5 protein-coding genes are annotated in these 7,539 nt (G+C 77.1%); 3 read left to right on the top strand and 2 right to left on the bottom strand.

Features of this window, described 5'->3' with window-relative positions; translation table 11 throughout:
* Together MHY85_RS19280 and MHY85_RS19275 are read left to right on the top strand one after the other, a co-directional pair.
* On the top strand, window positions 1-2,018 hold a 2,018-nt coding region (locus MHY85_RS19280; RefSeq protein ID WP_239199668.1), incomplete at its 5' end, for a DEAD/DEAH box helicase.
* A 59-nt stretch (window positions 2,019-2,077) separates the two neighbouring features.
* Window positions 2,078-4,447, top strand: coding sequence for a glycoside hydrolase family 65 protein (locus MHY85_RS19275; protein WP_239199666.1), 2,370 nt, complete (start codon window positions 2,078-2,080; stop codon window positions 4,445-4,447).
* Window positions 4,448-4,460: 13 nt separating this feature from the next.
* On the opposite strand, the gene MHY85_RS19270 is transcribed toward MHY85_RS19275, so the two are convergent.
* The gene (locus tag MHY85_RS19270) at window positions 4,461-5,345 is read right to left on the bottom strand and encodes a LysR family transcriptional regulator ArgP (protein ID WP_239199664.1); all 885 of its coding nucleotides are present in this window, start codon (window positions 5,343-5,345) and stop codon (window positions 4,461-4,463) included.
* 90 nt (window positions 5,346-5,435) lie between these two features.
* Here MHY85_RS19270 and MHY85_RS19265 point away from each other — a divergent pair, with 90 nt between their 5' ends.
* Window positions 5,436-6,086, top strand: coding sequence for a LysE/ArgO family amino acid transporter (locus MHY85_RS19265; protein ID WP_255733733.1), 651 nt, complete (start codon window positions 5,436-5,438; stop codon window positions 6,084-6,086).
* Window positions 6,087-6,128: 42 nt separating this feature from the next.
* Here MHY85_RS19265 and MHY85_RS19260 read toward each other — a convergent pair.
* Window positions 6,129-7,539: amino acid permease (locus MHY85_RS19260; RefSeq protein ID WP_374234136.1), on the bottom strand; the 1,411-nt coding region annotated here is incomplete at its 5' end.

Here is a 7,539-nt window from a genome sequence, read left to right as displayed (position 1 = left end):
ATCCCGGCCCCGACCCGCGGACGGACGCCCGCCCGGCGCTCGCCCCGCCCGCCACGCTCCGGGACGCCGACGCCGCCGACTTCGTCACCGGGGCCCTCCCGCGCATCGCCGCGCTGCCGGGCGTCCGGGTCGACACGGTCGGCACCGTCCCCGACTACCGGGTGCTGCACGACGCCCCGGTGCTCACCGTCACGGCGCAGCCCAGCGAGCGGACCGACTGGTTCGACCTCGGCGTGACCGTGACGATCGACGGCCGCACCGTGCCGTTCGGGCCGCTGTTCACGGCGCTCGCGCGGGGGCGCCGGCGGCTGCGCCTGGTCGACCACACCTACCTGTCGCTCGACCACCCGGCGCTCGAGCCGCTGGCCGCCCTGGTGGCCGAGGCGCGCGAGCTCGCCGAGTGGGAGACCGGCCTGCGGGTGAGCCGGCACCAGACCAGCCTGTGGGCGGACCTCGCCGCGCTCGCCGACGAGGCGGAGCCGCCGGACGCGTGGCGCGGGCTGCTCGCCGAGGCCGCCGGCGACGCCCCGGCCCCCGTGCCGGTGCCGGCCGGGCTGCGGGCGGACCTGCGGCCGTACCAGGCCGAGGGGCTGGCCTGGCTCGCGTTCCTCTGGCGGCACCGGCTCGGCGGGATCCTGGCCGACGACATGGGGCTCGGCAAGACGCTGCAGACCCTCGCCCTGCTGCAGCACGCCGTCGAGACCCGCGGCCAGGACGACGAGGGCCGCCCGTTCCTCGTCGTCGCCCCCACCTCGGTCACCCCGAACTGGGCCGCCGAGGCCGCCCGGTTCACCCCGGGGCTCGCCGTCCGGCGCGTCGAGGCGACCCAGGCGGCCGGCCCGGCGCCGCTCGCCGACGTGGCCGCCGGCGCCGACGTGGTCGTGACGTCCTACGCCCTGCTCCGCCTGGACGCGGCGGCGTACGCGGCGGTCGGCTGGGCGGGTGTCGTGCTGGACGAGGCGCAGCAGGTGAAGAACCCGGCCTCGCGCGTCCACCGGGCGGCGAAGGACCTCGGCGCCCCGTTCGTGCTCGCCCTCACCGGCACCCCGGTCGAGAACTCGCTCACCGAGCTGCACGCGCTGCTGGACCTGGTCGCGCCCGGGCTGCTGCCGCCCGCCGCGACGTTCGCGCTGCAGTACGTCCGGCCGATCGAGGACGCGCACGCCGGCATCGCGACCGGTCCCGGCGCGGGCGACCTCCCCGAGTCGGCCGCCCGGCTCCGTGCCGGCCGGCTCGACCGGCTGCGGCGCCGGATCCGCCCGTTCCTGCTGCGCCGCACGAAGGACCTGGTCGCCGCGGACCTGCCGGAGAAGCAGGAGCAGACCCTCACCGTCGCCCTCGACCCCGCGCACCGCGACGTCTACGACCGGTACCTGCAGCGCGAGCGGCAGAAGGTGCTCGGCCTCATCGACGACCTGGACCGGCAGCGGTTCATCGTCTACCGGTCGCTGACCCTGCTCCGGATGCTCGCGCTCGACGCCTCGCTGATCGACCCGGGGCTGGCCGGCATCCCGTCCGCCAAGCTGGACGCCCTGCTGGAGCAGCTGGACGACGTCGTCGCCGAGCGGCACCGCGCGCTGGTGTTCAGCCAGTTCACCTCGTACCTGTCCCGCGCCGCGGACCGCCTGGACGCCGCCGGCGTGCCCTACGTCTACCTGGACGGCTCGACCACCCGCCGTGGCGAGGTCGTCGACGAGTTCCGCACCGGTGACGCCCCGGTGTTCCTGCTCAGCCTCAAGGCGGGGGGCACCGGGCTGAACCTCACCGAGGCCGACTACGTGTTCCTGCTCGACCCGTGGTGGAACCCCGCCGCGGAGCAGCAGGCCGTGGACCGCGCGCACCGGATCGGCCAGGACCGGCCGGTGCTGGTCTACCGGCTGATCGCCGAGGGCACGATCGAGGAGAAGGTCGTGGCGCTCCAGGCGCGCAAGGCCGCGCTGGTCGACGCGGTGCTCGACGACGGGGACCTGTTCTCGACCGCGCTCACCCGCGACGACCTCCGCGACCTGCTGGGCTGACCACGCAGCCGGGCGGCGTTCCCCGCGCCGCGCCGCGCGCGCTGTGGTGGAGTGACCCCGTGCTCCACCGATCCGACGACCCCTGGCACGTCCGGCAGTCCCGCCTGGACCTGCACCACCCCGCGGCCGCCGCCTCCGTGCTGACGCTGTCGAACGGCTACCTCGGCGTGCGCGCCGTGCCCGAGCGGCCCGGGCACGGGCTGGGACCCGGCACGATGCTCGCCACGGTCTACGAGGAGGTGCCGCACACCTACGCCGAGCGGGCGTACGCCGACCCCGCTGTGGACGAGGTGCTGGTCCCCGTCGTCGACGCGTGGGCCCTCGGCTGGGCCGTCGACGGCGACCCGCTCGACGCGGCCCTCGGCGACGCGGCACCCGGCGACGCGGCCCCCGGCGACGCGGCCCCCGGCGACGGCGCCGCCGCTCGCGACCGGCACCACGACGACCGCGTCCTCGACCTGCACCGCGGGGTCCTCGACCGCGAGCAGCGCTGGACCGCCCCGTCGACCGGCGCCACCGTCGTCCTCAGCACCCGCCGCCTGGTGCCGCTGACCCGCCGCGGCGTCGTCGCGACCCGCTGGCGGGTCCGGGCGGAGTCGGACCTGACGCTGACCGCGCGGCCGGTGCCGGGCTGCGCGCACGCGGGTGCGCCGCCCGCGCACGAGCCGGGCGTGCGCACGCTGACCTGCCGGCACGACCCCGAGGGCTCCGCGGTGCACCAGCGGGCCGAGCGCTCCGGCCGGGAGGTGGTGGTCCGCACCGCGCACGAGGTGACCGCCGACGACGGCGCGACGACCCGCTGGTCGACCGACGACCCGGCCGGCGCGGTGCTCACCGTCGACCTGCGCGCCGGGCAGACGGTGGAGGTCGTGGTGCTCGCCGCGTACGCGGGCGGCACCGACGCCGCGGCGCTGCACACCCGGGCGGACGCCGAGCTGCGCGGGGCCCGCGCGGCGGGCTGGTCCGGGCTGCGGCACGAGCAGGAGGCCGAGCTCGCGGGGATCTGGGCGCGCGGCGACGTGCAGGTCGAGGGCGACGACGAGCTGCAGCAGGCGGCCCGGTACGCGCTGTTCCAGGTGGTGCAGGCCGCGGCGCAGGCGGACGGCGCGGGCATCCGGGCCAAGGGCCTGGCGGGCACGGGGTACCACGGGCACACCTTCTGGGACTCGGAGTGCTTCGTGCTGCCGGTGCTCGACCACGTGCTGCCGCGCGCCGCGGCGGACCACCTGCGCTGGCGGCACGCCACGCTGCCGGCGGCCCGGGCCCGGGCGGTCGAGCTGGGCCTGCCGGGGGTCACGTTCCCCTGGCGGACCATCAGCGGCCGGGAGTGCTCCGGCTACTGGCCCGCCAGCACGGCCGCGTACCACGTGAACGCGGGCGTCGGCTGCGCCGCGGCCCGGCACGTCGCCGCGACGGGGGACGCGGTGTTCGACCGGGACGTCGCCGTCGACCTGCTGGTGCCCACCGCGCGGCTCTGGGCCGGCCGGGGCCACCACACCCCCGAGGGCTTCCGGATCGACGGGGTCACCGGCCCCGACGAGTACACCGCGGTCGTCGACAACAACGCGTACACCAACCTCGTCGCGCGGGAGAACCTCCGGGCGGCCGCGGACGCCTGCGAGCGGCACCCCGACGTCGCGACCCGGCTCGGCGTGACGGCCACGGAGCGCGCCGAGTGGCGCCGCGCGGCGGACCGGATGCTCGTGCCGTACTCCGACGAGCTCGGCGTCACCGAGCAGCACGAGGGGTTCACCCGGCACGCCCCGTGGGACTTCGGCGCCGCGGAGAACACGCAGTACCCGCTCCAGGAGCACCACCCGTTCGTCGAGCTCTACCGTCGCCAGGTCACCAAGCAGGCCGACCTGGTGCTGGCCCTGCACGTGGCCGGCGACGACATCCCCGTGGAGCAGAAGCGGCGCGACTTCGCGTACTACGAGGCGATCACCGTCCGGGACTCGTCGCTGTCGGCGCCCGCGCAGGCGGTGGTCGCCGCCGAGGTCGGCCACCCGGACCTGGCCTACGCGTACGCCCGGGAGTGCGCCCTCATCGACCTGTCCGACCTGCGCGCGTCCACCGCCGAGGGGCTGCACGTCGCGGCGCTCGCCGGGGCGTGGACGGCGCTGGTCGTCGGCCTGGGCGGGCTGCGGCAGCGGGGCGACGCCGTGCGGCTGGCGCCCCGGCTGCCCCGCCGGCTGACGCGCATCGCGTTCACGGTGCTGCAGGCGGGCGCCCGGGTCGAGGTCGACGTGCGGCACGACGTGGTGGCCTACCGGCTGCTGTCGGGCGCGGAGGCGCGGCTCGACCACCACGGCGAGCCGGTGCACCTCACGACGGCCGCGCCCGAGCAGGAGCGCCCGCAGCCCCCCGTGGAGCAGCACCCGAGCCCGCCGCAGCCGCCGCACCGGCACCCGGTGTTCGACGAGACCTGACCGCGCCCGCGGGTCAGCGCAGGTACGCCGCCGCGGCCGCCCGGACCGCGTCCCCGGTGCGCTCCAGCGCCGCGGTCCGCACGGTCCACTGCTGCCAGTGCAGCGTCACGTCGACGTGCCGCCCGGGGTCCAGGTCCACGAGCGTCCCGTCCGCCTCCCCCGCGCTCGCGTCGGCGTCGGGCAGCATGCCCCACCCGAGGCCCAGCCGGACCGCCAGGGTGAAGTCCGCCGACGCCGGCACGTGGTGCCGCGGGGGCAGGGCGGGGTCCGCGCCGCGCCCGCGCAGGTAGCGGTCCTGCAGGTCGTCCTTGCGGTCGAACACCACGAGCGGGGCGGTCGCGAGCGCGGACGGCGTCGGGCCGTCCGGGAGCAGCGCCGCCGCCCGGTGCGCCGCGATCATCGGCCGGTACCGCAGCACGCCGAGCCGGTGCGACGTGCAGCCCTGCACCGGGCGGGCCGCCGTGGTGATGGCGGCGACCACCGTGCCCTCGCGCAGCAGGTCGGCGGAGTGGTCCTGGTCCTCGCGGTGCAGGTCGAACACGATCTCGTCGGCCAGCGGCGCCAGCGCGGGCAGCACCCAGGTGCCGAGCGAGTCGGAGTTCACCGCGATCGGCAGTACCGGCCGCCCGGAGGTCGCCCCGGCGGTGACCGCTGCGTGCGCCTCGTCGGCCAGCGCCACCACCTGGCGCGCGAGCCGGAGGTAGACCTCCCCCGCCGCCGTGACCCCGGCGGGTCGGGCGCGCCGCACCAGCACCTGCCCGACGGCCGTCTCCAGCGCGCGGATCCGCTGGCTCACCGCCGACTGCGTGAGGTGCAGCGCCACCGCGGCGCCCTCGAACGAACCCTCGTCCACGACGGCGAGCAGGGCGCGGAGCTGCGGGAGGTCGACCTCGGCCATGCGGGGACCCTACCGAGCCGCGCGCGTCCCGCGGGGGCCGGAGGTCCCATCAGCAGAACTGATGCTGCATCGCTCACAGTCGTTGGACTGATGCGGCGCCGGGGCCCTACGGTCGGCGGCGTGCCCGCCTCCCTCGCCGCGACGCTCACCGGCCTCGCCTTCGGCCTGTCCCTCATCGTCGCCATCGGCGCCCAGAACGCGTTCGTGCTCCGCACCGGCCTTCGCCGGGAGCACGTCCTGCCGGTCGTCGCGGTGTGCGCGCTGTCCGACGCGGTCCTGATCGCCGCCGGGGTGGCCGGGCTGGGCACGCTCGTCGACCGGCACCCCGCCGTCCTCACCGTCGCCCGGCTGGCGGGGGCGGCGTTCCTGCTGGGCTACGCCGTCGTGGCGGCCCGGCGGGCGCTGCGCCCGGGCGGGGCGCTCACCGCGGAGGACCGCGACGAGGCCCCGCGACGGGCGTGGCCCGTCGTCGCCACCTGCCTCGCCCTGACCTGGCTCAACCCGCACGTGTACCTGGACACCGTCGTGCTGCTCGGCTCGGTGGCCGGCACCCACGGCGACGACCGCTGGTGGTTCGGCGGCGGCGCGGTGCTGGGCAGCCTGCTGTGGTTCACCGGCCTCGGGTACGGCGCGCGGCTGCTGCGCCCGCTGTTCGCGCGGCCGGGGGCGTGGCGGGTGCTCGACGGGGTGATCGCCCTCGTGATGGCCGCGATCGCGGCGAGCCTGCTGCTCGGGCTGTGACCGCCGGGCACGTCCCGGCACCCGGCGCGGCGCCGCCCGGCGTCAGGCCCGCGCGGCCGTCGCCGCCCGGCGCCGGCGGACCAGCGCCGTCACCCCGTAGATCCCGACGACCACGGCGACGAGCCCCGCGGTGGAGAGCAGCTGGCCGCGCGCGGACCCGTCCGCGAGCATCAGCGCCACCAGCCCGGCCAGCGCGGCGAGCGTCGCCCAGGTCAGCCACGGGTAGCCCCACATCCGCAGCGGCAGCTCCTCCCCGCGCGCCCGCGCCTCCGCCTCCAGCCGCGGCCGCAGCCGCAGCTGCGCGACCGCCACGAGCACCCAGACCACCAGCAGCGCCGCGCCGACCGCGTTCAGCAGGATGCCCAGGAGCGTGTCCGGCAGCGCCCAGTTCAGCCCGACGGCCACCACGCCGAACGCGACCGACACCAGCACGGCGACCCACGGCACGTCGCGGCCGGACACCCGGCGCAGCACCGCGGGCCCGTCGCCGCGGGCGGCCAGCGAGTAGGCCATCCGGGACGTCGCGTACACGTTGGCGTTGAACGCCGAGAGCAGCGCCACGACCACCACGGCCTCCATCACCCGCGCCGCGCCCGGCAGCCCGGCCACGTCGAGCACCGCGACGAACGGGCCCTCCTGGAGCACCGGGGCGTCCCAGGGCAGCACGAGCACCATGATCGCCACCGAGCCGACGTAGAACAGCAGGATCCGCCACAGGATGGTCCGGGTGGCCCGGCCGACCGCGCGCTGCGGGTCCCGCGCCTCGGCGGCGGCGATCGTCACGATCTCGATGCCGCCGAACGCGAACACGACGACCAGCAGCCCCGCCGCCACGCCGCCGACCCCCGCCGGCGCGAAGCCGCCGTGGCCCAGCAGGTTCGTCGTCCCGACGGGGTCGGTCCCGGGCAGCAGGCCGAGCACGAGCAGGACGCCGAGCACCAGGAACACCACGATCGCGGCGACCTTGACCAGCGCGAACCAGAACTCGAGCTCGCCGAACTTGCGCACGCCCGCGAGGTTCGCCACGGCGAACACGGCGACCACCACGAGCGCGACCAGCCACTGCGGGACGCCCGGCGCCCAGCCGGTCACGATCCGGGCCACGCCGGTGACCTCGGCGCCGAGCACCATGATCAGCGTGAACCAGTAGACCCAGCCCAGCGTGAACCCGGCCCAGCGACCGAGCGCCGCCTCGGCGTAGACGGAGAACGACCCGCTCGCGGGCAGCGCGGACGCCATCTCGGCGAGCATGCGCATGACCAGCACGACGAGCACCCCGGCGAGCGCGTAGGACACCAGCACCGCCGGGCCCGCGGTCGCGATGCCGACCCCGCTGCCGAGGAACAGCCCGGCGCCGATGGCGGAGCCGAGCCCCATCATCGTCAGGTGCCGGGTGCGCAGGCCGTGGCCCAGGTGCTCGGCGGGGGCCGGCGCGGCGGGCGGGGCGGTGGAC

It is taken from the genome of Cellulomonas sp. ACRRI (assembly GCF_022346185.1).
Classification (GTDB): Bacteria; Actinomycetota; Actinomycetes; order Actinomycetales; family Cellulomonadaceae; genus Cellulomonas.
This window is presented reverse-complemented; position numbering and strand designations above follow the sequence as displayed.